This window comes from Arthrobacter sp. UC242_113 (assembly GCF_044054585.1).
Classification (GTDB): Bacteria; Actinomycetota; Actinomycetes; order Actinomycetales; family Micrococcaceae; genus Arthrobacter.
The window spans coordinates 1,601,245-1,625,221 of record NZ_CP171968.1 but is presented as its reverse complement, the minus strand read 5'-3'; the positions used below and the strand labels follow the sequence as shown (position 1 = coordinate 1,625,221).

The window sequence follows — 23,977 nt, the reverse complement described above, 5'->3', positions numbered from 1 at the left end:
GACGTAAGACCGGCCGTCGGAAGTTAAAGAGAAGTGGCCGGCACCAATGGTGCCGGCCACAAGCATCAGTTCAGTTGAACTGGAAAACCTTAGAGTGCGTTGACCTTCTTGGAGATCGCCGACTTGCGGTTTGCAGCGTTGTTCTTGTGCAGAACACCCTTGCTGACAGCCTTGTCCAGCTTACGGCTGGCAGAAACGAGCGCAGTAGTAGCAGCGTCCTTGTCGGAGGACTCAACAGCGGTGTTGACGGCGCGGATGGCCGTCTTCAGCTCGGACTTGACTGCGTTGTTGCGCAGGCGAGCCTTCTCGTTGGTCAGGATGCGCTTCTTCTGGGACTTGATATTTGCCACGTGTGAACTCTCTTTGTAATGCGGAAATGGTCTAGAGGGCTTTCAAGCTGGCCTTGACTGAGCGGCGTGGGGATACCTATGGCGGCCAGCCATCAGTGACCGTCGACCTGCACGGACACACAGCTATAAATATTAGCAGGCCGGGGCCAGTTGTGGCGATTCCGGGCACGGACGGCGCGCCGCACTCATTTCCAGCCGTATAGCCGACGCAACTCGCCCGCCACCAGCCTAAACTTCTTCCGGTCCAGCACCGACCCCTCGCGCCGGATGTCGGCCGGATGAATCTGCAGGACGCGGTCCAGCTTGGCCTCGCTGGGGCGGCCCTGCCTGTCCCACGTCCCTGTGCCGATGTCCACGTAGCTCCGGCGGCCGCGGGAGTGGTTGTCGTGGTCCTTGCTGGTCAGCATCAGACCCAGCAGGTACCTTCCGTGGCTGCCAACAAGGAGGACCGGCCGGTCCTTACCCCGTGAATGGTCCTCTTCGAAGGGAACCCACGTCCATACGATCTCGCCGGGGTCCGGGCGGCCGTCCGGGGAGGGCGAGTACGGCAGCGTCGCCGTACCGGTGAAGTCGCCCGGGTAGGTACCTGTGACGCCGGCCGGGAGCCGGGGTGCGTTTCCGGACCTGCCCCTGGCGGGCGCCGCAGTTCGGACCGCCGGTTGCCTCAGTACGCCGAGGAAGCGGAGCGATGCGCGGACGGCGCCGCCGATGGAGGAGAAGTTCAAAGCCATGCCGGCCACCCTACCGGCGCGGCCTTCGAAGCTGCCGGACCTCCGGGCGTGCGGACCGCGCAAAATGTACTGCCTGCGCCCGGGACGTGGGAGACTAGAGGTTCAGATATGCGGCAGGCAGCAGGATGGGCAGAATTCAGCCTGAGCAACGCCGCTGAAATGCCAACAGTAAGGACCCTGCGTGTCTCCCATGGCCCGCACCGCCCCGGTGCCCGCCGCGACAGATCCGGCCATTATTCGGAATTTCTGCATCATCGCGCACATTGACCACGGTAAGTCCACCCTGGCCGACCGCATGCTGCAGTCCACCGGCGTGGTGCAGGCGCGGGACATGAAGGCCCAGTACCTGGACCGCATGGACATCGAACGCGAACGGGGCATCACCATCAAGTCCCAGGCTGTTCGCATGCCCTGGGAACTGGACGGCGTCAGCTACGCGCTGAACATGATCGACACGCCGGGCCACGTGGACTTCACCTATGAGGTGTCCCGGTCGCTCGCCGCCTGCGAGGGCGCCGTTCTGCTGGTTGACGCTGCGCAGGGCATTGAGGCCCAGACGCTGGCCAACCTGTACCTGGCGATGGAAAACGACCTCACCATCATCCCGGTCCTGAACAAGATCGACCTGCCGGCCGCCCAGCCGGAGAAGTACGCCGCCGAACTGGCCAGCCTGATCGGCGGCGATCCCGAGGATGTGCTGCTGGTCTCCGGTAAGACCGGCGTGGGCGTCGAGGCGCTGCTGGACAAGATCGTGCGCGACCTGCCAGCACCCGTCGGCGACCCGGACGCACCTGCCCGGGCCATGATCTTCGACTCCGTCTACGACACCTACCGCGGCGTGGTCACCTACGTCCGTGTGGTGGACGGCATGCTGCACCCGCGTGAGCGCATCCAGATGATGTCCACCAAGGCCAGCCACGAGCTCCTGGAAATCGGCGTCAGCTCCCCGGAGCCGACACCCTCCAAGGGCCTCGGCGTCGGCGAGGTGGGCTACCTCATCACCGGCGTGAAGGACGTCCGCCAGTCGAAGGTGGGCGACACCGTCACCAATCTCGCCAAGCCTGCGGCGGAATCGCTGAGCGGCTATGCGGATCCCAAGCCGATGGTGTTCTCGGGCCTCTACCCGCTGGACGGCACCGACTACCCCGTGCTGCGTGACGCCCTGGACAAGCTCAAGCTGAACGACGCAGCCCTGATCTACGAACCGGAAACCTCCGCGGCCCTGGGCTTCGGCTTCCGCGTGGGCTTCCTCGGCCTGCTGCACCTGGAGATCGTCCGTGAGCGCCTTGAACGTGAATTCAACCTGGATCTGATCTCCACGGCGCCCAACGTGGTCTACGAGGTCACGCTCGAGGACAAGAACGTGATCACGGTAACGAACCCCAGCGAGTTTCCCTCCGGGAAGATCAACGAGGTCCGCGAACCCATGGTGGCCGCCACAATCCTCGCCCCCAACGAGTTCGTCGGCGCCATCATGGAGCTCTGCCAGGGCCGCCGCGGCGTCATGCGCGGCATGGACTACCTGTCAGAGGACCGGGTGGAGTTGCGGTACTGGATGCCGCTGGCCGAGATCGTCTTCGACTTCTTCGACCTGCTCAAGTCCAAGACGCGCGGCTACGCCTCGCTGGACTGGAAGGCCGACGGCGAACAGGTCGCCGACCTCGTCAAGGTGGACATCCTGCTCCAGGGCGAGCAGGTGGACGCCTTCAGCGCCATCACCCACAAGGACAAGGCGTACGCCTACGGTGTGATGATGACCGGCAAGCTGCGCGAGCTCATTCCGCGCCAGCAGTTCGAAGTGCCGATCCAGGCAGCCATCGGGTCCCGGATCATCGCCCGTGAGTCCATCCGCGCCATCCGCAAGGACGTTCTTGCAAAGTGCTACGGCGGCGACATCTCCCGTAAGCGCAAACTGCTGGAAAAGCAGAAGGAAGGCAAGAAGCGCATGAAGATGGTGGGGCGCGTGGAAGTGCCGCAGGAAGCCTTCATCGCAGCCCTGACCACCGACGAATCCAAGGACAAGGCCAAGAAGTAGTGATGACCGTGGCCGGAACCTCCGGAGGCCGCACCCATGCCTAGCGTGCTTCCTCTGGGCGACCCCGCGCCGTCGGACGGACTGCTGCCGCCACAGGCGGCGGAAGATGCGGCCGCCCGGGCCTTCGGGCTCTATGTGCACATCCCGTTCTGTGCGGTCCGCTGCGGTTACTGCGACTTCAACACGTACACCGCAACCGAGCTCGGAGGCGGCGCGTCCCAGGATGCGTACGCCTCCACCGCCATCTCCGAAGTGGACTTTGCCGCGGGGGTCCTTGAGCAGTCCGGGCTGCCCGCGCGCACGCTGAGCACCGTGTTTTTCGGCGGCGGCACGCCCACGCTGCTGCCGGCAGAGGATCTGGCGAGGATCCTCCGTGCCGCGATCGACACGTGGGGGATCGAACCCGGCGCCGAAGTGACCACCGAGGCCAACCCGGACTCCGTCACGCCGGAATCCCTGCAGCTGCTTGCGGACGCCGGCTTCACCCGGATCTCCTTCGGCATGCAGTCCGCTGTGCCCCACGTGCTGAAGGTGCTGGACCGCACGCACACTCCGAGCCGTGTTCCGCTCGTGGTGCAGTGGGCGCGCGACGCCGGGCTCGCCGTCAGCCTGGACTTGATCTACGGAACACCAGGGGAGTCCCTCGAGGACTGGCGCTTTTCGCTCGAGACCGCCCTGTCTTACCAGCCGGACCACATCAGCGCCTACGCGCTGATCATCGAGGACGGCACCAAGCTCGCCGCCCAGATCCGCCGCGGCGAAGTTCCCGGAATCGACGACGACGACCATGCCGACAAGTACGAACTCGCCGACAAGATGATCACCGACGCCGGCCTGCACTGGTACGAGGTCAGCAACTGGTCCGCGACGCCGGAGCAGGCGTGCCGCCACAACCTCGCCTACTGGCGCGGGGACGACTGGTGGGGCATCGGCCCGGGCGCGCACTCGCACGTGGGCGGGGTGCGCTGGTGGAACGTCAAGCACCCCACTGCCTATGCCGGACGCCTCGGCTCAGGCGTCTCGCCGGCGGCAGGACGCGAAACGCTCGACGCCGAAACCCGGGGCGTCGAAAAGGTCATGCTGGAAGCCCGGCTTTTCTCGGGGCTCGAGACCGCTGCCCTCTCGCCGGCCGGCAGGAAGGCCGTGGCCGGACTGATCGCGGACGGCCTCGTGGTGCCCGAGGAAGCCTTCAGGGGCCGGCTGGTCCTCACGCTGAAGGGCCGCCTGCTGGCGGATGCCGTGGTCCGCAGGATCCTGCCGGACTGAGTCGCCACAACAGACAAACAACGCGGGGTCAGTTCCAGCCCAATCCGATAGTTCGATTGGGCCATAAGTGACCTCGCGTTGCTTTCGGGCTACGTGGTCCAGCCGGCTACTTGATCCAGCGGAGGTTGTACGGGTAGCGGTGCGGCTGGCCCTTGTTGACGTGGACGCCGGCGGACACCGCGAAGCAGGTCAGCGCAATCCAGATGAGTGTGGCCAGGACGGCGAACAGATTGCCGACGACGGGAAGCAGCACCAGCAGGTTGGCCACGAAGGCCGCAATCGTCGGCGGCAGCGTGAAGTTGAGGGCTTCCTTGGACTCCTGCGCGGTGAACGGGCCGCGGTCGCGGAAGATGAGGTAAATCAGCAGGGCCGGAACACAGCCGAGAATGCCGCCGAAGTGCGCCAGGGTGGCCCACTGCCGGTCCTCGCTGGCGGTCAGCGGAAGCGCATTGGCCGGAACGCCATGGTACTGGGGCAGGTCCTGGCCGGACTGTGTGTCCCTGCGGTCGCGAGCGTCTTGTGCCACGGTGTCTTCCTTAAGCTTGCGTTGGTGCGATAGTGCCTTGGCGCCGGGCCGCGGTGCGGTGCCGCCGTACCAAGGATACCGGCCCGTAGGGGCAATAGCGGGCGGAACGCCGAACCCGGGGAGCGTAGCGCTGGAAATTTAGGGCACTGTCAGGAAATCGATGACCTCTTCCACCCGGCCCAGCAGGGCGGGCTCAAGGTCGGCGTAGGTGCGCACGGCGCCGAGGAGTTTCTGCCAGCCGAGGCCGATGTCCTCCTTGGTCTCGTGCGGCCAGCCGAAGGCGGTGAGGATGCCGGTCTTCCAGTCCGTGCCGCGCGGCACCACAGGCCACTGCGGAATGCCCAGCACTGACGGGCGGATCGCCTGCCAGACGTCGACGTACGGATGGCCGACGATCAGCACGTTTCCGGCGGCGCCGGGGGACGCCATTACGGCGTCGGCGATCCTGGACTCCTTGGAATTCGGGACCAGGTGGTCCACCAGGACGCCCAGCCTGCGGCCGGGACCGGGGCGGAAGGAGGCGACGGCCGCCGTCAGGTCGTCGATGCCGTGCAGGGGCTCGACGACGATGCCCTCCACCCGGAGGTCGTCGCCCCAGACCTTTTCCACGAGTTCTGCATCATGCTTGCCTTCTACCCAGATCCGGCTGGCCTTGGCCACCTGGGCGCGCTGCCCTTCCACCCGCACCGAACCTGACGCCGTCCGTCCGGCCGTGCCCGATCCTGCGGGCTTCGCTTTGGGCGCTGGAGGCATCAGGCGGATCGGCTGGCCGTCCAGGAGGAATCCGAAGCCCAGCTTGAAGGACCGCGATTTTCCGCGCCGGTCTTCGAGCGCCACGACGTGCATGCCGCCGGATTTCTCCACCCGGGTCACCGCGCCCACCCAGCCGGACTGGACGTCCTCGAGCACCATGCCACGCTCCACCGGTACCTCGGGCAGGCTCTTTTTGGCGGGCGCTGTCATGTCCTGCGGGCCCCAGGTCTGGTACTGCATTCGTTCACCGCTCTGCACTAGGAAGGAGCCGCTCCGGCCGCGGGCATGCCGCCGGGGGACAGGCGCCCGGAATTTCGCCCGGAGCGGTACCAATGCTAACAACGGGGCGACTCATATTAGACTTGTTAGCACTTAGGCATGTCGAGTGCTAACCACAGCGTTTTACGGGCGGGAAAAACGCCCGGCGCCGTTACGGCCCAAAGGAGGTGGACTGTGAGCGAACCACGGAAGCTTGAGGTGCTGCGCGCCATCGTGGAGGACTATGTCCATTCCCGCGAGCCTGTCGGCTCCAAGGCCCTGGTGGAACGGCATCATCTGGGCGTTTCCAGCGCCACCATCCGCAACGACATGGCGGCACTGGAGGATGAGGGCCTCATCACGGCCCCGCACACCAGTGCAGGCCGGATTCCCACGGACAAGGGGTACCGCCTGTTCGTCGACCAGATTTCGGCGGTGAAACCGCTCTCCCCAGCGGAGAAGCGCGCCATCCAGACCCTGCTCGAGGGGTCCGAGGACCTCGACGACGTTCTGGACCGGACGGCCCGGCTCCTGTCCCAGCTGACCAACCAGGTCGCCGTCGTGCAGTACCCGCACCTGAGCCGTGCCGTGGTCCGGCACATTGAATTCGTGCTGCTGGCGCCGCGGAAGGTGCTGATCGTCCTGATCGCCGACTCCGGCAAAGTTGACCAGCGCGTCGTCGACGCCGGACAGGACCTCTCAGACGACACGCTGGCCGCCCTGCGCACCCGGTTCCTCACCGGTGTGGCCGGAACGCCGGTGGCCATCCTGCCCCAGCACCTGGCCGCCGTCGTGGCCGGCTGCGCGCCCGCCGAGCGCCCCGTAGCCATGGCCCTGGGCAAGGGACTGGAGGGCTTGGCCCACAACAGCCGGGAAGACCGCATGGTCCTGGCCGGAACGGCCAACCTGGCGCGGTCCAACGTGGACTTCCCGCTCAGCATCGGACCCGTCCTCGAGGCCCTTGAGGAGCAGGTGGTGATGCTGCGGCTCCTGAGCGACATGGCGCAGGACTCGCGCGGCGTGGCCGTCAGCATCGGCCGGGAAAACCCCTACGACGGGCTGGCCGAGGCGTCGGTGGTGGCCACGGGCTACGGCCCGGACGCCACCGCCAAGGTGGGCATACTGGGCCCTACCCGGATGGACTATCCCACCACCATGGCCGCCGTGCGCGCGGTGGCCCGCTATCTTTCGAGGATTCTGGGCCCGTGACCGCACGCCCCGGACATCCCCTGACAACAGGCAGTACAACCAGGAAGAGATACGAACTTTGAGCAGCCACTACGACGTTCTTGGAGTCTCCGCGGAAGCCACCGGCGAGGAGATCAAAAAGGCCTACCGCAAGCTGGCCCGTTCGCTTCACCCGGACGTCAACCCCGGGGAAGACGCCGCCGAACGGTTCAAGGCCGTCACCCACGCCTATGAGGTGCTGTCCGATCCGCAGAAGCGCCGGGTCTACGACACCACCGGCAACGAGAACGGCACGGACAACGGCTTTGGCGGCGGCGGTTATGCCGGCCAGGGCTTCGCGTTCCAGGACATCTTCGACACCTTCTTCGGCGCCGGCGGCACCTCCGGTCCCGCGTCCCGCGTGCGCCGCGGCCAGGACGCGCTCATCAGCGTGCGGATTGACCTGCGCGATGCCGTCTTCGGCGTCAACAAGAAGCTGGAAGTGGACACGGCCGTCACCTGCCCCACCTGCGAAGGGTCCTGCTGCCGGGAGGGCAGCCACCCGGAGCGCTGCGACATCTGCGGCGGCAGCGGCCAGGTGCAGCGGGCTGTCCGTTCCATCCTCGGCCAGGTCATGACCGCCGCTCCCTGCGGCTCGTGCGAGGGCTTCGGCACCGTCATCAAGGACCCCTGCAACGAGTGCAGCGGCCAGGGCCGCATCCGCAGCCGCCGCTCCCTGACCATTAAGGTCCCGGCCGGTGTGGCCACCGGCACGCGGATCCAGCTCTCCGGCCAGGGCGAGGCCGGCCCAGCCGGCGGACCGTCCGGCGACCTCTATGTGGAAATCCGCGTCAACAACGACCCCACATATGTCCGCGAGGGCGACGATCTGCACGCGACCCTGAACATTCCCATGACCGCCGCCGCCCTCGGCACTGAAGTCAGTCTGGAAACCTTCGACGGCAAGCAGGAGATCGACGTCAAGGCGGGCACGCAGTCCGGCGAGATCATCACCCTCCGCGGCCTCGGCGTCACCCACCTGCGCGGCTACGGCCGCGGCGACCTTAGGGTCCACCTCCAGGTGGAAACGCCGTCCAAGCTCGACCCCGCCCAGGAGGACCTGCTTCGTCAGCTGGCCAAGCTCCGCGGCGAGCAGTTCTCCGAGGGAAAGCTCGCGGCCGGCGGCGGCGTCTTCGCCAAGCTGCGGGACCGCCTCGGTAACCTGTAGCGGTGAGCAACCCCGTATTCTTCACCCCGGCCGGCGCGCTGGACAGCACTGTTCCCGGTTCGCTGTTCGTCCTGGACGGAGCCGAGGCCCGGCACGCCGTCACCGTGAAGCGCCTGGCTGTGGGGGAGCAGGTTGACATAGCCGACGGCGCCGGCAAACGCATCACCGGAACCGTGACGGAAGCTGCCCCCGCCGAGCTGACGGTCGAATGCACCTCCGTCAGTGCCGAAGCACGGCCGGACATCCGCCTCGTTCTGGTGCAGGCCCTCGCCAAGGGTGACCGGGACGAGCTGGCGATCGAAACCGCCACGGAGCTGGGCATCGACGCGGTAATTCCGTGGCAGTCGGAACGCTCCATCGTCCGCTGGAAGGGTGACCGGGCGGCCAAGGCGCACGGCAAATGGCAGTCTGCCGTCACGGCCGCCGCCAAGCAGGCGCGCCGGGCCTGGATCCCTGAGGTGAGGCCCGCCGTCGACACCCAGGCGCTGGCCAAGGAAGTCGCGGACGCCGGGCTTGCCGTGATCCTGCACGAAGACGCGGTGACGCCGCTGCGGCGGGTCCTGGGCAAGTGGTCGGAGGAGCGCCGGGAGGCGTCGGACCCCGGCGAGGTGCTCCTCATCGTTGGTCCCGAAGGGGGCATCAGCCCCCGCGAGGTCACCAGGCTGTGCGGCGCCGGGGCAGTCACGGCGTTGTTGGGCCCGCACGTCCTGCGGTCGTCGACGGCGGGACCGGCCGGCGTTGTGGTGGCCAGCGACGTGCTGGGCCGTTGGTAAGCCTCGGCCGCTGGTGAATCCAGGGCGCTGGCAACGTCAGTCAGTGAACGCTTCGCTGAACGGACCGCTAGCGAACCGTGAACCCCCGTGAGTCCACGTTGAGTTCGTCCTCGGGCTTACCCGGGGCGATCTGGGAGACGCGCACCTCATAGTTGCCGGCAGCGAGGTTGACCGTGATGCCGAAGACCCCGGAGGCTGCGGGATCCGCTGCGGCCACGGCTTCCCCGGTCAGGTAGCTTTCCTTGTCGCCGTTGTCCTGGACCTTAAGGATGCGCCAGTGGAGTTTGCCGTTGGGAACGGTGCTTCGTCCGGAGATCTTGACCCGTCCGTCGCTGACTTCGGTGCCCTGCTGCGGATCGATGATCCACACCGGTGCCACCATTCCGGCGCTGCGGGACGTGGGCGCACCGAGCTTCACGTGCTTGAACGCCAGGTAATCGGTGTGCCCGTCCACCAGGATCACCACCTCGATCTGCTGGCCCGAGTCGATCAGGCCCGAACTGGCCCCGGCGGCCGTCGCGGTGTAGACCAGTTGCTGGATGGCCCGCTGGGCCATGTCAGCGTCGAGGTTGCTGTTGAAGGCATCCGCGGAAACGTCCACGGTAATGACATTGGTGCCGGAGATCGACGTCGCGAGGTTCTTGGGGTTCTGCCACGGCGTGAAGAAGTCCGGATCCAGCGGCGTCTCCGACATCATGGCCCGCAGGGCCCGCGTGATTGGGTTCTCATCGTCAGGAACGTCCCGGAACTCGCGGTACAGGAAGACGTTGCTGTTGCTTCGCCCGATCCAGTAGACGGGCGCCTTGTTCGAGGACTGCGTTGTTTCCAGCGGTGCGCTGGTAGTGGGAACGCCGTCCGTGCCGGCGGCCCGGCGGGACGAGGAGGTCGGAGAGTTGGCGGAAGTCACCGCAGGATCCGGATCGGCAATGCATCCCGACAGCAGCAGGGCAGCCGGAAGCAGCCCGGACAGCAGCACGGAGCGAATCCGCGGTACTTTCCGGCCCGGAGTTCCTAGCTGACTGATGCTGGCGATCCCTTCCAATGAGCAGTGCTTGCGGGCACGCCGGACCGTTGCCGGCGGGCTCCTTTTCCAGCATTACACGAGACTTTGGGGCACACCGTGCCTTTCGGGGCAGGCGGCCGAACTGCAACGGGAACGATATGAGGCCGATACAAAGTTGATACCTAATTGCGGGAACGCGTTACGGAATTTCGGTGGGCCGTGACCTTCCCGGTCGGCAGGCCAAGGCGTGCGCTGGCGTAAGATGTAGAGACACAAATGAGTTATTTTTCCGAACTGGAGGGAACTTAAGGCCCCAGGCCGTCACCATGACTGAATCAGCAAACGGAAAGCGCCGCCTCAATACGGGGGACCGCACCACGGGCGAATTCCCCCATACTCTCCCCGGTGTCCGGACGGAGGTGGTCATCTTCGATAACTCTGATCAGATGGTGCAGTCGCTGGGCAGCCACGACGAGGCCCTCCGCTTCATCGAGGACCAGTTCCCGGCCGTCAGTTTCCACGTACGCGGCAACGAACTCTCCATCAACGGACCCGCGGCCGATGTTCCGAGGATCATGCGACTGCTCCACGAGGTCCGGGGGCTCGTGGCCCGCGGCACCGTGATCACCCCGGCAGTCCTCCAGCAGCTGGTCTCGCTGCTCCGCAGCCAGTCCCTGCAGAATCCGGTTGAGGTGCTGACCCACGACATCCTGTCCAGCCGCGGCAAGACCATCCGGCCCAAGACACTGAACCAGAAGAACTACGTGGACGCCATCGACGCGAACACGGTGATCTTCGGGATCGGTCCCGCCGGTACCGGCAAGACCTACCTGGCGGTGGCCAAGGCGGTGCAGGCCCTGCAGCAGAAGGAAGTCAGCCGGATCATCCTCACCCGTCCCGCCGTCGAAGCGGGCGAACGGCTGGGTTTCCTCCCCGGCACGCTCAGCGACAAGATCGACCCGTACCTGCGGCCGCTGTACGACGCGCTGCACGACATGATGGACCCCGAGTCCATTCCCCGGCTGATGGCGGCCGGAACCATCGAAGTCGCTCCGCTGGCTTATATGAGGGGCCGGACGCTGAACGACGCCTTCATCATCCTTGACGAGGCACAGAACACCACGCCGGAACAGATGAAGATGTTCCTGACCCGCCTCGGCTTCGGCTCCAAGATGGTGGTCACCGGCGACGTCACACAGGTGGACCTTCCGTTCGGAACCCGCTCCGGCCTGCGCATCGTCGAGGAGATCCTCACCGGAATCGACGACGTCAGCTTCTCCGTTCTGGACGCCGCCGACGTCGTCCGCCACCGCCTGGTGGGGGACATCGTCAACGCCTACAGCATCTGGGACGAAGCACAACGCAACCGGGTGAAGCATTCCGTTCCCCGGGAACGACGGGAGAGCACGCATGAGCATCGAAGTTAACAACGAATCCGGCATCCAGGTGGACGAACCCCGGCTGGTGGCCTTGGCACGCTTCATCTTCGAGCAGCTGTATATCCATCCGCAGGCGGAACTGTCCATCCTGCTGGTGGACGAGCCGGCCATGGAGAAGCTGCACATCGAGCTCATGGATGAGCCGGGAGCCACAGACGTGCTTTCGGTCCCCATGGATGAGCTGACCCCGGGAACCCCGGACAAGCCCACACCGCAGGGGATGCTTGGCGACATCGCGATCTGCCCGCAGGTGGCCGAGGTCCAGGCCCGCAACGCCGGTCACTCCACGCAGGACGAGATGCTGCTGCTGACCACGCACGGAATCCTCCACCTGCTCGGCTATGACCACGCCGAACCCGAGGAGAAGGCAGAAATGTTCGGCCTGCAGCGCGAACTGCTGACGGCATTCACCGGCAAAGAAGCACCGGCCGAGACCACCCAGTGACCTCCCTGCTCCTTGTCTGCATGGCGCTGGCGTTTCTCGGTGCCGCGGCGCTGCTGACTGCTGCCGAGGCGGCGTTCAGCTTTCTTCCGCGCCACGACGCCGAGCAGGCGGTGCAGGGGAGCCGCGGTCCGGCGTTGCGGAGGATCCTGGATCAGCCGATGACGCACATGCGTGCGCTGCGGTTCTGGCGGATCTGGTTCGAGACGGCCTCCGCGGTGGCCGTGGCCGTGCTGCTCTACAGCGTGCTGGACAACGTCTGGCTGGCAGGCCTGGCCGCGACAGGCATCATGGCGGTCCTCGGGTTTGTGCTGGTGGGCGTCTCACCGCGCCAGCTGGGCCGCTCGCATCCGGCCGCCGTGGCGCAGTATTCGGCGTCGCTGGTCCGGTTTCTGGCCTGGATACTCGGCCCGATCCCCGCCTGGCTGGTCCGGCTGGGCAGTGCCGTGGCCCCGGGTTCGCCCAACGGCGACGACTCGTACTTCAGCGAGGAGGAGTTCCGCGAACTGGTTGACCGGGCCACCGAGTCGGACATGATCGAGGACAACGAGGCAGAACTCATCCAGTCCGTCTTCGAGTTCGGCGACACCCTGGTCCGCGCCGTCATGGTGCCGCGGACGGACATCCTGACCATCGACGCCGGTTCAAGCCTGCACAGCGCGATGGCGCTGTTCCTGCGCTCTGGGTATTCCAGGATCCCCGTCATCGGCGAAAACACCGACCAGATCCTGGGCATCATCTACCTCAAGGACGTGGCGGCCGCGATCCACGGCATGGATCCGGAGGCCGAACCGCCCGTGGTGGACCTGCTGGCCCGCGAGGTCCGCTACGTGCCGGACTCCAAGCCGGTGAGCGACCTCCTGCGGGAACTCCAGAAGGAATCCACGCACGTGGCCATCGTCGTCGACGAGTACGGCGGGACGGCCGGGCTGGTGACGCTGGAGGACCTGATCGAAGAGCTCGTCGGCGAAATCGTGGATGAATACGATTCGGAGAGCGCCGCCGTCGTCGACCTCGGTGACGGAACGTACCGGGTGAGCGCCCGGATGGGGATCGATGACCTCGGTGAGCTGTTCGGCATCGAACTGGACGACGACGAAGTGGACACCGTGGGCGGCCTGCTGGCCAAGGCCCTCGGCCGGGTCCCGATCGTCGGCAGTGCCGTGGATATCGACGGCGTTTCGCTGCGCGCCGAGCGGCTCGAGGGCCGCCGGAACCGCGTCAGCCACATCATTGCGGCCGCTGCGCCGAAAGAACAGACTGACCTTGAAGAACTTCTCGACGAGGCCGAATCAATGCAACAGGGAGTTCCACGTGAGCAAGCAGAATAAGGCCGACGGCGGCGAACCGTTCGGCGGGTACCATGCCGGATTCTCGGTGCTGGTGGGCCGGCCCAACGCCGGTAAGTCAACCCTCACCAACGCGCTGGTGGGCAAGAAGGTGGCCATTACGTCCGCCAAGCCGCAGACCACGCGGCACACCATCCGCGGAATCGTCCACCGCGAGGACGCCCAGCTGATCCTCGTGGACACCCCCGGCCTGCACCGGCCCCGCACGCTGCTGGGCAAGCGTCTTAACGACCTCGTTGCCGACACGCTTTCAGAGGTGGACGCGATCGGCTTCTGCATCCCGGCCAACGAGAAGATCGGCCCGGGTGACAAGTTCATCGCCGCCCAGCTCGCCGCCGTGGGGCGCAAGCCGGTGATTGCCCTCGTCACCAAGGCCGACCTGGTGGACCGGCAGGCCCTGACGGAGCAGCTGCTGGCCGTCGCCGAGCTCGGCAGGGAAGTGCTGGGCGAGGAAGGCTGGAAGGACATCGTTCCGGTCTCGGCCGCGGACGGGTTCCAGGTGGGCACGGTGGCGGACGTCCTGATCAGCCACATGCCGCCGTCGCCGCCGCTCTACCCGGACGGCGAGCTGACCGATGAACCGGAGGCCGTCATGGTGGCCGAACTCATCCGCGAGGCTGCGCTGGAGGGTGTGCGCGACGAGCTGCCGCACTCACTGGCCGTGGTGGTCGAGGAGATCGTTCCGCGCGAGGGCCGGACCGAGGACAACCCGCTCCTCGACGTCCGCGTCAACCTCTATGTGGAGCGCCCGTCCCAGAAGGCCATCATTATCGGCAAGGGCGGAAGCCGCCTGCGGGAGGTCGGCACCAACGCCCGGAAGGGCATTGAGGCGCTCCTGGGCACCCGCATCTACCTCGACCTGCACGTCAAGGTGGCCAAGGACTGGCAGCGCGACCCCAAGCAGCTGGTGAAGCTCGGGTTCTGACCCGCCGGTGCCGGCGCGCCAAGGCTAATGCCTGCGCGCCGGGCCGAAAACGCCTGATGTCCGGCGTTTTCCCAGAAACGGCAACTAAAATAGGCCGGATCCCATTTTTTCGAGGAAGGTACACCCTGTGGTGCGACGCCGCGACAACCGCGCCCAAGGACCGGGCACACCCGCCCGTTCCGAGCCAGCTGCCCGGCATGCCGAGGACGCCCGGCTGGGCGCTGCCCGGCACCTGAACGTCCGCCACATGCCCAGGTGGCTCAAGGTGACCACCGCCGTGGTTGCTGTTGTCCTGGCCGGCGGCCTCGCGTTTGCCGGCTACTGGTACTTCAGGCTGCAGTCCAACATCTCTACCGCCGCGCTCGGTGCCGGAAGTAGCCGCACCGATGCCACGGACGATGCCACCGGCAGGCTGCAGATCCTGATCCTGGGGTCCGACACCCGCGACGGCAAGAACTCGAATTACGGCAGTACCGAGGATTCCACCGGCTACGGCAATTCCGATGTCATGATGCTCATGGACATCTCGGAGGACAACAAGCGGGTCAACGTGATCAGCTTCCCCCGCGACCTGCTGGTGGACATCCCCAAGTGCACCGACCAGAAGACCGGCAAGCAGTATCCGGCCCGCAGCGGCATCATGATCAACGAAGCCATGAAGGAGGCCGGCATCGGCTGCGCGGTGGACACCGTCAACAAGCTGACCGGCATGGAGATTGACCACTTCATGATGGCCGACTTCAACGCCGTCAAGGAACTGTCGAACGCCGTGGGCGGCGTCGAGGTGTGCATCAGCGACGCCGTCTACGACCCCGATTCCCGGCTGAAGCTGCCCAAGGGCACCTCCCAGGTGCAGGGCGAACAGGCCCTCGCCTTCCTCCGCACCCGCCATGCGTTCGCGGACGGCGGCGACCTCGGCCGCATCAAGGCCCAGCAGGGCTTCCTGTCCTCCCTGACCCGCAAGATCAAGGATGATGGCACCCTCTCCAACCCGGCCAAGCTCCTGAACATCGCCGACGTCATCACCAAGAACCTCACCGTCGACGACGGGCTCGCCTCGGTACCGGCGATGGTTACCATCGGCAATCGGCTGAAGACGATCGACGTCGGAAAGGTCGCATTTGTTGCGACACCGACCGTCCCTGCGGCAAGCGATCCCAACCGGCTGGAAGCTGCGCAGCCTGCCGCCTCACAGCTGTTCGCCGCGCTGCGGAAGGACGTCGACCTGACGGACCCGGACGGGAAAGAAACCCCGTCGCCGTCGGCCACGCCCAAGCCTTCGGCGAGCTCCACGCCGTCGGCCCCGCCCAAGCCCACCGCGACCGCGGCGCCGTACGACAGGGCGCTGCAGCCCATCACCGTGGCAAACGGAACCGGTTCACCCACCCGGACCCAGGAAATCGTTGACGCCGTGGTGGCCGGCGGCTTCACCCAGGTGGGCCAGCTGGAGGCCGACACGACGGCACAGACCATGGTGTACTACGGACCCGAGTTCGCGGACGTTGCCGCCGATGTTGCTGCCCTGTTCGGTATTCCGGCCGCCCAGGTGGCGCCATCCTCCGGCGTCGCGGGCGTGCAGCTGTACCTCGGTTCCGACTTCCCGTCCGGAACGAAGTTCGGCAAGACCACCGTTCCCAAGGACATCGTCAACCAGACAGCCAGCGACACCGTCTGCCAGCAGGCAAACCCCGAGCTGATAGTGCAGTAGCTGATAGTGCAGAAGGTGCTCGTGCAGTAGCTGATAGTGCAGAAGGTGCTCGTGCAGTAGCTGATCGTGCACTGGCTGACCGCCGATATTGTTGCAAAGAAAATGCCGGGCCGCCCCGAACGGGGGGCGGCCCGGCATTTCTGCGCTCACCAGATGCTGACGCGCTCCGCCGGAGGCATCCACATCCCGTCCTCCTCCGTGACGCCGAATGCGGCGTGGAAGGAGTCCAGGTTCTTGGCAATGGCGTTGGTGCGGAATTCGTTGGGGGAGTGCGGGTCAGTGGCCAGCCGCCGGACGGCTTCTTCCGTGCGGATCACCTGGCGCCAGCCGGCCGCCCAGGAAGCGAAGAAGCGCTGTTCACCCGTCAGCCCGTCGAGCACCTCTGGTTCCTGGCCATCAAGGCTGAGGCGGTAGGCCTTGTGCGCAATGGTGAGCCCGCCCAGGTCGCCGATGTTCTCGCCCAAAGTGAGCTTGCCGTTGACGTTGTGGCCGGGCGCGGCATAGGGGGACAGTGCGTTGAACTGGTCCACGAGGCGGCCGGTCAGGGCTTCGAAGGCCTTGCGGTCGTCCTCGGTCCACCAGTTGCGCAGCTCGCCCTTGCCGTCGAACTGTGAGCCCTGGTCATCGAAGCCGTGGCCGATCTCGTGCCCGATCACGGCCCCGATGCCGCCATAGTTCACCGCATCGTCGGCGTCGGCGGTGAAGAACGGCGGCTGGAGGATGGCGGCCGGGAAGACGACCTCATTGAGCATCGGGTGGTAGTAGGCGTTGACCGTCTGCGGCGTCATGAGCCACTTGTTGAGGTCCACCGGCTTGCCCACCTCGTCAAGGTGCCGGTCGACGTCGGCGTTGTGGGCCCGTTCGACGTTCCCGAGCAGGTCGGCGGGGTCGATCACCACTGCCGTGTAGTCGATCCACTCGTCGGGGAATCCGATCTTCGCGCGGAACGCCGCCAGTTTCCGGAGCGCCTCGGCCTTGGTGTCCTCGCCCATCCATTCCAGCCCGCTGATGCTCTGCCGGTAGGCCTCGATCAGGTTCGCCACGAGGGTCTGCATGCGGGCCTTGTGGCCCTCCGGGAAGTGCCGGGCCACATAGATCTGGCCGACGGCCTCGCCCAGTGCCGCCTCGACGACGGCGACGCCACGCTTCCAGCGGTCCTTGTTCCTGGGGGTGCCGCTGATGGTGGTGCCGTAGAAGGCAAAGTTCGTGTCCACAAAGGGGGACGACAGGTAGGGGGCTGCCGAGTTGATGACGCGCAGGGCGAGCCATTCCTGCCACACCGGCAGCGACTCGGAGGACAGCAGTGCGGCGGCGCCGGCAAAGAAGTCAGGGGTGCTGACCACGATCTCCTGCCGCTTCTCCGGGGCGATGTCCGCGGCCTCGAACCATGTGTCCAGCAGCGGGAACAGCTCGCGTGCCTCGTCCGCCGACTTCAGGTTGTAGGTCTTCTGCGGGTCACGGAGCGTGACGTTGTCCCAGTGGTGCGAGGCGAGGGCGGTCTCCAGTGCCACCACCCGGGCCGCGGCTCCTGCGGGATCGGCCACGCCGGCCAGGCCGAACATGGTGCCCACGTACTCCCGGTAGGACTGCACCACGGGGGCGAATTTCTCCTCGCGGTAATAGGACTCGTCGGGCAGCCCGAGGCCGCCCTGCCCCGTGTACAGCAGAACGCGGTCGGGGTTGCCGGCGTCGGGTGCCGGGTAGATGTAGAAGAGTCCGGACACGTCGGCACGGAAGAGCCGGCCGGCCAGCGCCAGCAGTTCGTCGATGCTGGCGGTGGCGAAGACCTCGGCCAGGCGTCCGCGGATGGGGTCCATGCCCCTGGCCTCCACGGCTGCCTCATCCATGAAGCTGCTGTAGAGGTCGCCGATCTTCCGTTCGATCCCGCTGGCCTCGGCCCCCTTGGCAGCGGCTTCCTCGATGATTTCCCGGACTGCGAGCTCGGAGCCGTCGCGCAGGGCTGTGAATGTGCCTTCCAGCGCACGGTCGTCAGGGATGGCGGTCTCCTTCAGCCAGGCGCCGTTCACATGCTGGTAGAGGTCGTCCTGTGGCCTCACGCTGCGGTCGATGTTTGACAGGGCGATCCCCGAAATTGGCACAGGAGCTCCTTTGATGACGTGCTGCGACCGGCACTTTCACCGGTGCAGCGTCTGCATGGTGGACGTTGCTGGGGGTGTTGCTCCTTCATCTTACGCACCCGTGTTACTGTGAAATGGTGCGTGCAGAGCTCCTTCTTCTTAGCTGCCGCGGCGAGGCCTCAGACGCGATCTAGCGCAGGCCCACCCTCGTCGCGGAGTCCGTGTTGCCCGGCCACCCTTTCACTCAGGAATCACAGAAAAGGCCAGATTAATGCGAAACGCACAGAAGCCCTCGGGAATGCCGGTCCACCGCTACATCCCTTTCCAGGACCAGATCAAGGTCGACCTGCCGGACCGCACCTGGCCGGACAAGATCATCACCACGGCCCCGCGCTGGTGCGCGGTTGATCTGCGGGACGGCAACCAGGCACTGATCGACCCCATGAGCCCGGCCCGCAAGATGAAGATGTTCGACCTGCTGGTCCGGATGGGCTACAAGGAGATCGAGGTCGGCTTCCCCTCCGCGTCCCAGACCGACTTCGACTTCGTCCGCCAGCTGATCGAGGGCAACCACATCCCGGATGACGTCACCATCCAGGTGCTGACCCAGGCCCGCGAACACCTCATCGAGCGGACCTACGAGTCGCTGGTGGGCGCCAAGCAGGCCATCGTTCACCTGTACAACTCCACGTCCGTCCTGCAGCGCCGCGTGGTGTTCAACCAGGACGAGGACGGCATCCTGGACATCGCCCTGCAGGGCGCCCGCCTCTGCAAGAAGTACGAAGAAACACTGGGCGACACCCACATCACCTACGAGTACTCGCCGGAGTCCTTCACGGGCACCGAGCTGGAGTACGCGGTCCGCGTCTGCAACGCCGTCGCCGACGTCTTTGAGGCGTCCGCCGACCGCCAGGTGATCATCAACCTGCCCGCCACTGTGGAGATGGCCACCCCGAACGTCTACGCGGACTCCATCGAGTGGATGAGCCGCCACCTGCACCCGCGCGAGGGCATCATTCTCTCCCTGCACCCGCACAACGACCGCGGCACCGGTGTGGCCGCGGCCGAGCTGGGCTACCAGGCCGGCGCCGACCGCATCGAGGGCTGCCTGTTTGGCAACGGCGAGCGGACCGGCAACGTGGACCTGGTGACCCTCGGCCTGAACATGTTCGTGCAGGGCGTCGACCCGATGATCGACTTCTCCGACATCGACGACGTCCGGCGCACCGTGGAGTACTGCAACCAGCTGCCCGTGGCGGAGCGTGCACCCTACGGCGGCGACCTCGTCTTCACCGCGTTCTCCGGGTCACACCAGGACGCCATCAAGAAGGGCCTCGAAGCCCTGGAGAAGGATGCCGCAGCCGCGGGCAAGGACGTCAGCGACGTCACCTGGCAGGTGCCGTACCTGCCGGTGGACCCGAAGGACCTCGGCCGCAGCTACGAGGCCGTGATCCGCGTCAACTCCCAGTCCGGCAAGGGCGGCGTGGCCTACCTGCTGAAGAGCGAGCACAGCCTGGACCTGCCGCGGCGGGCGCAGATCGAATTCTCCGGCGTCATCCAGAAGCGCACGGACACCGTGGGCGGCGAGGTCAGCGGTGCACAGCTGTGGCAGCTGTTCCAGGACGAGTACCTGCCCTCTGCGAAGGCGGAAAGCCAGTGGGGCCGGTACTCCCTCGGCTCGGTGAAAACCGAAACCGATGAGGACGGCTCCATGACCCTGCATGCCGCGCTGGGTGTGGATGGCACGCACGTCAACCGCACGGGAACCGGCAACGGCCCCATCGCCGCGCTGCTGGACATCCTCGGCCAGGACGGCGTGGACGTGCGCGTGCTGGACTACAGCGAGCACGCCCTGTCAGAAGGCGGCAGCGCCCTCGCCGCGGCCTACGTCGAATGCGCCGTGGGAGAGCGCGTCCTGTGGGGCGTCGGCATCGACGCCAACACCAGCACGTCCGCCCTGAAGGCAGTCATCTCCGCGGTGAACCGGGCCATCCGGGACGCCCAGGCCTGAGCTTCCTGACAGCTGCGCCGCCGGTCCCCACCGGCGGCGCAGCTGTTTTCGGCGGCTGAGCTGTTTCGGCGGCTGAGCTGTTTCATGGAGTCAATGGGAAGATAAAGCGTGGTCCAATCATTTGCAGCGCGCAGCTACCGCGACGACGCCGTGGTGTTGCGCACCCACAAGCTGGGTGAGGCGGACCGCATCATCACCCTGCTGACCAAGCACCACGGCCAGGTCAGGGCGGTGGCCAGGGGGATCCGGCGGACCACCAGCCGCTTCGGCGCCCGCCTGGAGCCCTTCATGGTGGCAGACCTGCAGCTCGTGTCCGGCAAGACCCTCGACATCGTGACGCAGGCCGTCGCGAAAGGGGCGTACGGGGGCAACATCGCCGCCGACTATGGGCGTTACACGGTGGCCGCGGCCATGACCGAAACCGCCGAAAAGCTGACCGACGTCGACGGCGAAGCCGGGACGGCCCAGTACAACCTGCTGGTCGGCGCCCTGGCCTCGTTGAGCCGCGGGGACCACGCGCCGGAGCTCATCCTGGATTCCTACCTGCTGCGGGCTCTGTCAACCGGAGGCTGGGCGCCCAGCTTCACGGACTGTGCGCGCTGCGGCGCGTCCGGACCGCACACCGCCTTCTCCGCTCCGCTGGGCGGCATGGTCTGCGGCGACTGCCGCCCGCCGGGGTCACCGGCGCCGGCACCGGAAACGGTCTCCCTGCTGGGTGCGCTGCTCACCGGGGACTGGCCGACGGCGGACGCCTCCCTTCCGGTCCACCGCCGCGAATCCGCGGGCCTGGTGGCAAGCTATTTGCAGTGGCACCTCGAGCGTGTCCTGAAATCCCTCAAACATGTGGAGCGTACCTAACAGTGTCCTTGGGAAAGAAGACCAGTCCTGCCCGGCGCCGCACTGCTCCGGTGGTGGCCCCGTACCCGCACCAGTCGGGGGCGGTTCCGCCGTCGATTCCGGCCGAGTTCGTGCCCCGGCACGTGGCCATCGTGATGGACGGCAACGGCAGGTGGGCCAACCAGCGCGGACTGCCGCGCATCGAGGGCCACAAGGCGGGGGAGCCCGCACTGCTGGATGTGGTGGCCGGCGCCATTGAACTCGGCATCGAGTACGTCAGCGTGTACGCCTTCTCCACGGAAAACTGGCGCCGCTCTCCCGAGGAAGTCCGCTTCCTGATGGGGTTCAACAAGGAGGTGCTGCGCAGGCAGCGCAACCAGTTGGACGAGTGGGGCGTGCGGATCCGCTGGTCCGGGCGGCGTCCCCGGCTTTGGGGGTCAGTGATCCGCGAACTGGAGGAGGCGGAGGCGTACACCGCCGGAAACAGCACCTGCACGCTGACCATGTGCGTGAACTACGGCGGCCGGGCGGAAATCGCGGACGCTGTGTCCGCCATTGCCCGCGACGTGGCCGACGGCAGGCTCAAGCCCGGCGCCATCACCGAAAAGACGATCCAAAAGTACCTCGACGAGCCGGACCTTCCCGACGTTGACCTCTTCATCCGCAGTTCAGGTGAGCAGCGTCTGTCCAACTTCATGCTGTGGCAGTCGGCGTACGCGGAGTTCGTCTTCCTGGACACGCTGTGGCCCGACGTCGACCGCCGGACCCTGTGGGACGCAGTGGAGATCTATGCCCAGCGGGACCGCCGGTACGGCGGGGCAGTGGACGCCGCCCAGGCCCTCTAGGTTCCTCGGTGCTGGAGTCGCGGTACTGGACACCCTGTACCCGAATCAGGCGGCGTAACCCCTGATCCATTGGGCCAGGCGCCGGTAGGCTTCGGCCCGCACGTCGGCGCGGGACAGGAACACGTCGTGAAGGGCGCCGTCGATGCGCTCTACCGTGACGCTCCGGCCCAGTGACAAGGCACGGGCGGCAATAGTGTTGACGTCCAGCACGGCGTCCGTGCGGCGCATTTCCTCATTCCACACCATGCCGTTCTCGCTCGCCGCCGAGAGCAGGACCAGGATGGGGACTTCGATGCCCAGGCCGCGTGCCACCTTGGCCTGCCCGGCGAGGATGGCACTGAGCCAGGCGGCGCGCACCGGAAAGGCCAGGGGCGGCCGGAAGGCAGCGTCCAGCGTCCACTCGCCTTCGGCCGAACTGCTGATGCTCCGCCAGTAGAAGCCTCGCTCCGGCAGCCTGATCACCGCCTCCGGCCGCAGGCGGGCGATCGGCTCCACCATGGTCCAGGCCGCCCGCCTGACCAGGGCGCTGCCGTGCATTTCGAGCCAGGGACTGTTCAGGACGAGCTGGGAAACGGCGTCGGGGTTGCGGCTGGCCCACAGGGCTGCCACGAGGCCGCCCGTGGAATGCCCCATGAGCGCGAGCTGCTCGGGTCCTGCACCGCCGGACTCGGCGATCATACCGGCCGCGGTGCCGATCTCGGCGTCGTAGTTTTCCAAGTCCGCGACGTAACCGCCGTGGGTGCCCGGCTGAAGGCTTCGGCCGTGGTTGTGCATGTCCAGGGCAAAGAATTCGAAGCCCTGCGCGTCCCAGAACCGTGCCAGCTCAATGTTGAAGAAGTAGTCGCTCCAGCCGTGCAGGAAGAGCACTGCCCGGCGGGGCCCGGCGATACGGACGTCCGGACCGTCCGGTGGAGTGAAGCGGACCAGCGTGGCCTGGCGTCGGACGCCGTCCCGGCCCGCGGCTTCGAAGGCGCAGGACTCGAAGCCCGGCCCCAGAATGTCGCTCTGCCACTCCATGGCACCAGCGTAGGCTCTAGAATCCCGTCCCGGGTGGCGTTATGTCAGCCCGGTTTGGTCTGCAGGTAGGAATTTGGTCTGCACCCGAGAAGACGGAAAACTAGAGGCATGCGCGTATACCCCACTTTTTTCAGGCTGGCCTTTTCATGGATGGACGCCGAACGCGCCCACAAGATCGGTTTCAAGGGAATCCGGCTGGTCCATTCCGTGGGAGCAGGACGGCTGCTGGAACGGTTCACGGCGCCGCCAGCGTCCCTGCAGACGCATGCGCTCGGCCTGACCTTCCCATCCCCGTTCGGGCTGGCCGCCGGCTTCGACAAGGAGGGCCACGGAATCGAAGCCCTGATGGAGCTCGGATTCGGCCACGTCGAAGTGGGTACCATCACCGGCCAGGCCCAGCCCGGCAACGAAAAGCCCAGGCTGTTCCGGCTGATTGAGGACCGGGCCGTCATCAACCGGATGGGATTCAATAACGACGGCGCCTCTGCCGTGGCTCCGCGGCTGAAGTCCGCCCGGGCTGCGCTGCAGCGGCGCCATGCCAAGGTGCGGCCCGTGATCGGCGTCAACATTGGCAAGACCAAGGTGGTGGAGCTCGAGGACGCCGTGGAGGACTACCTCATCAGCGCCCGCGGTCTCGCCCCGGCGGCGGACTATCTCGTGGTGAACGTCAGCTCGCCGAACACGCCGGGGCTCCGGCTCCTGCAGAACGTGGAGACGCTTCGGCCGCTGCTGAAGGCAGTGGGGGAGGAGGCGGACAAGTCCGCAGGCCGGCATGTCCCGCTGCTGGTCAAGATCGCCCCTGACCTCACCGATGAGGACATCGACGACGTCGCCCGCCTGGCGATGGACCTGGGCCTGGACGGAATCATTGCCACCAACACCACCATCGGCCGCGACGGGCTGGATTCTGCAGCAGACAAGGTGGAGGCATGCGGTGCCGGGGGCCTGTCAGGGGCTCCGCTGAAAAGCCGTTCGCTGGAAGTGCTGCGCCGGCTGAAGTCGGTCACCCAGGACCGGCTGACACTTATTTCCGTGGGCGGCGTGGAGACCGCCACTGACGTCCAGGACCGCCTGGACGCCGGCGCCACCCTGGTCCAGGGTTACACCGCCTTCCTGTACGAGGGGCCGTTCTGGGCAGCACGGATCAATAAGGAACTGTCGAGAAACCGCTAATTCGCACGTTGAACCTGGTTCGCACGTTAAACACAGCAGCCCGGCGGTATCACCGCCGGGCTG

Annotated in this window: 21 protein-coding genes; 14 read left to right on the top strand and 7 right to left on the bottom strand. The window is 66.4% G+C overall.

From position 1 onward, the window contains the following. Positions 1 to 89: 89 nt before the first annotated feature. On the bottom strand, positions 90 to 350 hold the full coding sequence (rpsT, locus tag ACHMXB_RS07210) for a 30S ribosomal protein S20 (protein ID WP_111903413.1): 261 nt from the start codon (positions 348 to 350) through the stop codon (positions 90 to 92). Positions 351 to 535: 185 nt separating this feature from the next. Continuing rightward, a complete protein-coding gene (locus ACHMXB_RS07205; protein ID WP_395404028.1) occupies positions 536 to 1,081 on the bottom strand; it encodes a type II toxin-antitoxin system PemK/MazF family toxin in 546 nt (181 codons plus the stop codon). Positions 1,082 to 1,262: 181 nt separating this feature from the next. Between ACHMXB_RS07205 and lepA the strand changes: the two genes are divergently transcribed. Then, positions 1,263 to 3,116: a translation elongation factor 4 gene (gene lepA / locus ACHMXB_RS07200; protein WP_395404026.1), complete on the top strand. Its 1,854-nt coding sequence runs from the start codon at positions 1,263 to 1,265 to the stop codon at positions 3,114 to 3,116. Between the two features lie 36 nt (positions 3,117 to 3,152). Next, positions 3,153 to 4,382: a radical SAM family heme chaperone HemW gene (hemW, locus tag ACHMXB_RS07195; protein ID WP_395404024.1), complete on the top strand. Its 1,230-nt coding sequence runs from the start codon at positions 3,153 to 3,155 to the stop codon at positions 4,380 to 4,382. A gap of 106 nt (positions 4,383 to 4,488) precedes the next feature. Here the strand turns inward: hemW and ACHMXB_RS07190 are convergent, their stop codons facing one another. Continuing rightward, positions 4,489 to 4,908: a DUF4870 domain-containing protein gene (locus ACHMXB_RS07190; protein ID WP_111903417.1), complete on the bottom strand. Its 420-nt coding sequence runs from the start codon at positions 4,906 to 4,908 to the stop codon at positions 4,489 to 4,491. 138 nt (positions 4,909 to 5,046) lie between these two features. Further along, positions 5,047 to 5,901, bottom strand: a complete 855-nt coding sequence (locus tag ACHMXB_RS07185; RefSeq protein WP_102974521.1) for a DUF3097 domain-containing protein — start codon at positions 5,899 to 5,901, stop codon at positions 5,047 to 5,049. A gap of 213 nt (positions 5,902 to 6,114) precedes the next feature. Here ACHMXB_RS07185 and hrcA point away from each other — a divergent pair, with 213 nt between their 5' ends. The 3 genes from hrcA to ACHMXB_RS07170 are packed head-to-tail and all read left to right on the top strand — an operon-like array spanning position 6,115 to position 9,087. Continuing rightward, a complete protein-coding gene (gene hrcA / locus ACHMXB_RS07180; RefSeq protein ID WP_395404021.1) occupies positions 6,115 to 7,128 on the top strand; it encodes a heat-inducible transcriptional repressor HrcA in 1,014 nt (337 codons plus the stop codon). Positions 7,129 to 7,186: 58 nt separating this feature from the next. Next, complete coding sequence (dnaJ, locus tag ACHMXB_RS07175; protein ID WP_395404019.1) at positions 7,187 to 8,314, top strand: molecular chaperone DnaJ; 1,128 nt, start codon at positions 7,187 to 7,189, stop codon at positions 8,312 to 8,314. Positions 8,315 to 8,316: 2 nt separating this feature from the next. After that, complete coding sequence (locus ACHMXB_RS07170; RefSeq protein WP_395404017.1) at positions 8,317 to 9,087, top strand: 16S rRNA (uracil(1498)-N(3))-methyltransferase; 771 nt, start codon at positions 8,317 to 8,319, stop codon at positions 9,085 to 9,087. A 67-nt stretch (positions 9,088 to 9,154) separates the two neighbouring features. Here ACHMXB_RS07170 and ACHMXB_RS07165 read toward each other — a convergent pair whose 3' ends face one another. Then, positions 9,155 to 10,072, bottom strand: a complete 918-nt coding sequence (locus ACHMXB_RS07165; RefSeq protein ID WP_395405171.1) for a GerMN domain-containing protein — start codon at positions 10,070 to 10,072, stop codon at positions 9,155 to 9,157. Positions 10,073 to 10,416: 344 nt separating this feature from the next. Here ACHMXB_RS07165 and ACHMXB_RS07160 point away from each other — a divergent pair, with 344 nt between their 5' ends. The 5 genes from ACHMXB_RS07160 to ACHMXB_RS07140 all read left to right on the top strand — a co-directional run bounded on the left by ACHMXB_RS07160 (position 10,417) and on the right by ACHMXB_RS07140 (position 15,953). Next, complete coding sequence (locus ACHMXB_RS07160; protein WP_395404015.1) at positions 10,417 to 11,517, top strand: PhoH family protein; 1,101 nt, start codon at positions 10,417 to 10,419, stop codon at positions 11,515 to 11,517. After that, entirely contained in the window at positions 11,501 to 11,974 is a 474-nt protein-coding gene (ybeY, locus tag ACHMXB_RS07155; protein ID WP_102974527.1) for an rRNA maturation RNase YbeY, read from the top strand. Before ACHMXB_RS07160 ends, ybeY begins: the two co-directional genes overlap by 17 nt. Beyond that, positions 11,971 to 13,302, top strand: a complete 1,332-nt coding sequence (locus ACHMXB_RS07150) for a hemolysin family protein (protein ID WP_395404013.1) — start codon at positions 11,971 to 11,973, stop codon at positions 13,300 to 13,302. Before ybeY ends, ACHMXB_RS07150 begins: the two co-directional genes overlap by 4 nt. Continuing rightward, a complete protein-coding gene (era, locus tag ACHMXB_RS07145; RefSeq protein ID WP_395404011.1) occupies positions 13,286 to 14,245 on the top strand; it encodes a GTPase Era in 960 nt (319 codons plus the stop codon). Before ACHMXB_RS07150 ends, era begins: the two co-directional genes overlap by 17 nt. A 127-nt stretch (positions 14,246 to 14,372) precedes the next feature. Continuing rightward, positions 14,373 to 15,953: an LCP family protein gene (locus ACHMXB_RS07140; protein ID WP_395404009.1), complete on the top strand. Its 1,581-nt coding sequence runs from the start codon at positions 14,373 to 14,375 to the stop codon at positions 15,951 to 15,953. A 146-nt stretch (positions 15,954 to 16,099) separates the two neighbouring features. Here ACHMXB_RS07140 and ACHMXB_RS07135 read toward each other — a convergent pair whose 3' ends face one another. After that, positions 16,100 to 18,052, bottom strand: coding sequence for a M13 family metallopeptidase (locus ACHMXB_RS07135; protein WP_395404007.1), 1,953 nt, complete (start codon positions 18,050 to 18,052; stop codon positions 16,100 to 16,102). A 250-nt stretch (positions 18,053 to 18,302) separates the two neighbouring features. On the opposite strand from ACHMXB_RS07135, the gene leuA reads away from it, so the two are divergent. The 3 genes from leuA to ACHMXB_RS07120 all read left to right on the top strand — a co-directional run bounded on the left by leuA (position 18,303) and on the right by ACHMXB_RS07120 (position 21,724). Further along, on the top strand, positions 18,303 to 20,042 hold the full coding sequence (leuA, locus tag ACHMXB_RS07130) for a 2-isopropylmalate synthase (RefSeq protein ID WP_395404005.1): 1,740 nt from the start codon (positions 18,303 to 18,305) through the stop codon (positions 20,040 to 20,042). 108 nt (positions 20,043 to 20,150) lie between these two features. After that, positions 20,151 to 20,900, top strand: a complete 750-nt coding sequence (recO, locus tag ACHMXB_RS07125) for a DNA repair protein RecO (protein WP_395404003.1) — start codon at positions 20,151 to 20,153, stop codon at positions 20,898 to 20,900. 2 nt (positions 20,901 to 20,902) lie between these two features. Beyond that, a complete protein-coding gene (locus ACHMXB_RS07120; protein WP_395404001.1) occupies positions 20,903 to 21,724 on the top strand; it encodes an isoprenyl transferase in 822 nt (273 codons plus the stop codon). A gap of 45 nt (positions 21,725 to 21,769) precedes the next feature. Here ACHMXB_RS07120 and ACHMXB_RS07115 read toward each other — a convergent pair whose 3' ends face one another. Then, positions 21,770 to 22,741 carry an alpha/beta hydrolase gene (locus tag ACHMXB_RS07115; protein ID WP_395403999.1) on the bottom strand — a complete coding sequence of 324 codons (972 nt, stop codon included), beginning with the start codon at positions 22,739 to 22,741 and terminating at the stop codon, positions 21,770 to 21,772. A gap of 108 nt (positions 22,742 to 22,849) precedes the next feature. On the opposite strand from ACHMXB_RS07115, the gene ACHMXB_RS07110 reads away from it, so the two are divergent. Then, positions 22,850 to 23,914, top strand: coding sequence for a quinone-dependent dihydroorotate dehydrogenase (locus ACHMXB_RS07110; RefSeq protein WP_395403997.1), 1,065 nt, complete (start codon positions 22,850 to 22,852; stop codon positions 23,912 to 23,914). The last annotated feature ends 63 nt before the right edge of the window (positions 23,915 to 23,977 follow it).

Coding starts and splice junctions, on each gene's coding strand:
- ACHMXB_RS07205 (WP_395404028.1), bottom strand. CDS start 1,081: ATGGCTTTGAACTTCTCCTCCATCGGCGGCGCCGTCCGCGCATCGCTC.
- hemW (WP_395404024.1), top strand. CDS start 3,153: ATGCCTAGCGTGCTTCCTCTGGGCGACCCCGCGCCGTCGGACGGACTG.
- ACHMXB_RS07185 (WP_102974521.1), bottom strand. CDS start 5,901: ATGCAGTACCAGACCTGGGGCCCGCAGGACATGACAGCGCCCGCCAAA.
- ACHMXB_RS07160 (WP_395404015.1), top strand. CDS start 10,417: ATGACTGAATCAGCAAACGGAAAGCGCCGCCTCAATACGGGGGACCGC.
- ybeY (WP_102974527.1), top strand. CDS start 11,501: ATGAGCATCGAAGTTAACAACGAATCCGGCATCCAGGTGGACGAACCC.
- leuA (WP_395404005.1), top strand. CDS start 18,303: ATGCGAAACGCACAGAAGCCCTCGGGAATGCCGGTCCACCGCTACATC.
- ACHMXB_RS07115 (WP_395403999.1), bottom strand. CDS start 22,741: ATGGAGTGGCAGAGCGACATTCTGGGGCCGGGCTTCGAGTCCTGCGCC.
- ACHMXB_RS07110 (WP_395403997.1), top strand. CDS start 22,850: ATGCGCGTATACCCCACTTTTTTCAGGCTGGCCTTTTCATGGATGGAC.